Here is a 2715-nt window from a genome sequence, read left to right as displayed (position 1 = left end):
GAGGTGACGGCGTGCCTTTTGAAGAATGAGCCTGCGAGTTAGTGGCATGTGGCGAGGTTAACCCGGGTGGGGTAGCCGTAGCGAAAGCGAGTCTGAATAGGGCGATTCAGTCGCGTGTCCTAGACCCGAAGCGGAGTGATCTAGCCATGGGCAGGCTGAAGCGAAGGTAAGACTTCGTGGAGGGCCGAACCCACCAACGTTGAAAAGTTGGGGGATGACCTGTGGTTAGGGGTGAAAGGCCAATCAAACTCCGTGATAGCTGGTTCTCCCCGAAATGCATTTAGGTGCAGCGTCACGTGTTTCTTGCCGGAGGTAGAGCTACTGGATGGCCTAGGGGGCCTACAAGCTTACCGAAGTCAGCTAAACTCCGAATGCCGGTAAGTGAGAGCGTGGCAGTGAGACTGCGGGGGATAAGCTTCGTAGTCGAGAGGGAAACAGCCCAGATCGCCGGCTAAGGCCCCTAAGCGTGTGCTAAGTGGGAAAGGATGTGGGATCGCGCAGACAACCAGGAGGTTGGCTTAGAAGCAGCCACCCTTGAAAGAGTGCGTAATAGCTCACTGGTCAAGTGGTTCCGCGCCGACAATGTAGCGGGGCTCAAGCACACCGCCGAAGCCGTGGCACTCACACTTTGCTCGGCCCAGTCGCCTGCGGGCTCTGGGTCTAGGCGTGTGGGTGGGTAGGGGAGCGTCGTGCGTGCGGGGAAGCGGCAGGGTGACCTAGCCGTGGAGCGCGTGCGAGTGAGAATGCAGGCATGAGTAGCGAAAGCAGGGTGAGAAACCCTGCCGCCGGATGACCAAGGGTTCCAGAGTCAAGCTTATCTGCTCTGGGTGAGTCGGGACCTAAGGCGAGGCCGAGAGGCGTAGTCGATGGACAACGGGTTGATATTCCCGTACCCGCGAAGCAGCGTCAACGCTGAACCTCACTGTACTAACCTCCTGCGGGAGCGGAGGCCTTCGGGCTGAGGCTTTTGTGGTTGGGATCTTGGTGGGTAGTAGGTGAGCGATGGGGTGACGCAGGAAGGTAGCTGAGCCCGGCCGGTGGTTGTGCCGGGGTAAGCGTGTAGCCCGTGCCATAGGTAAATCCGTGGCACATGGGGGTGAGACGTGATGCCGAGCCGTATCAGGTGAAGTCAGTGATCCTATGCTGCCGAGAAAAGCCTCTAGCGAGTTGTGAGCGGCCCGTACCCGAAACCGACACAGGTGGTCAGGTAGAGAATACCGAGGCGACGGGCGAACTGTGGTTAAGGAACTCGGCAAATTGCCCCCGTAACTTAGGGAGAAGGGGGGCCTCTGCTGGTGATGGCACGTGCTGTCTGAGCTGGTGGGGGTCGCAGAGAGCAGGGGGAAGCGACTGTTTACTAAAAACACAGGTCCATGCGAAGTCGTAAGACGCTGTATATGGACTGACGCCTGCCCGGTGCTGGAACGTTAAGGGGACCGGTTAGCCTCACGGCGAAGCTGAGAACTTAAGCGCCAGTAAACGGCGGTGGTAACTATAACCATCCTAAGGTAGCGAAATTCCTTGTCGGGTAAGTTCCGACCTGCACGAATGGCGTAACGACTTCCCCACTGTCTCAACCACAGGCCCGGCGAAATTGCACTACGAGTAAAGATGCTCGTTACGCGCGGCAGGACGGAAAGACCCCGGGACCTTTACTATAGCTTGACATTGGTATTCGGACTCAATTGTGTAGGATAGGTGGGAGCCTGTGAGCATCGGACGCCAGTTCGGTGGGAGGCAACGTTGAAATACCACTCTGTTGTGTTTGGGTATCTAACTTCGGACCGTTATCCGGTTCAGGGACAGTGTCTGGTGGGTAGTTTAACTGGGGCGGTTGCCTCCTAAAGGGTAACGGAGGCGCCCAAAGGTTCCCTCAGCCTGGTTGGCAATCAGGTGTTGAGTGCAAGTGCACAAGGGAGCTTGACTGTGAGACTGACGGGTCGAGCAGGGACGAAAGTCGGGACTAGTGATCCGGCACTGGCTTGTGGAAGCGGTGTCGCTCAACGGATAAAAGGTACCCCGGGGATAACAGGCTGATCTTCCCCAAGAGTCCATATCGACGGGATGGTTTGGCACCTCGATGTCGGCTCGTCGCATCCTGGGGCTGTAGCAGGTCCCAAGGGTTGGGCTGTTCGCCCATTAAAGCGGTACGCGAGCTGGGTTTAGAACGTCGTGAGACAGTTCGGTCCCTATCCGCCGTGCGCGCAGGAGACTTGAGAAGGGCTGTCCCTAGTACGAGAGGACCGGGACGGACGAACCTCTGGTGTGCCAGTTGTACCGCCAGGTGCATGGCTGGTTGGCTACGTTCGGAAGGGATAACCGCTGAAAGCATCTAAGCGGGAAGCTCGCTTCAAGATGAGGTCTCCCACCACGTGAGTGGGTAAGGCCCCCAGGTAGACGACTGGGTTGATAGGCCAGACATGTAAGCTCGGTAACGGGTTCAGTGGACTGGTACTAATAGGCCGAGGACTTGACTAAAACACATGACAGAAGATATGTCTTGCTGTTGCTCGCGTTCACTTTTCACATCACGACCAGCAACCACTCGTAGCCGGATCGGGCTCGTGGTTTGACAGGTTGATAGTGTTACGGCGGTCATGGCGGAGGGGAAACGCCCGGTTACATTCCGAACCCGGAAGCTAAGCCCTCCAGCGCCGATGGTACTGCACCGGGGACGGTGTGGGAGAGTAGGACACCGCCGGACAAACTTTCCAT

At 57.5% G+C, this 2715-nt stretch carries 2 rRNA genes; both read left to right on the top strand.

Annotated features, from left to right (window positions below):
• Positions 1–2478, top strand: a 23S ribosomal RNA gene (locus AB0M47_RS42555); the annotation flags it as partial.
• A 109-nt stretch (positions 2479–2587) separates the two neighbouring features.
• A 5S ribosomal RNA gene (rrf, locus tag AB0M47_RS42550) occupies positions 2588–2704 on the top strand.
• Positions 2705–2715 lie beyond the last annotated feature (11 nt).

Source organism: Hamadaea sp. NPDC051192 (genome assembly GCF_040682475.1).
GTDB classification, from domain to species: domain Bacteria; phylum Actinomycetota; class Actinomycetes; order Mycobacteriales; family Micromonosporaceae; genus Hamadaea; species Hamadaea flava.
The sequence above is the reverse complement of the archived record's forward strand: the minus strand, read 5'-3'. Positions and strand labels throughout refer to the sequence as shown.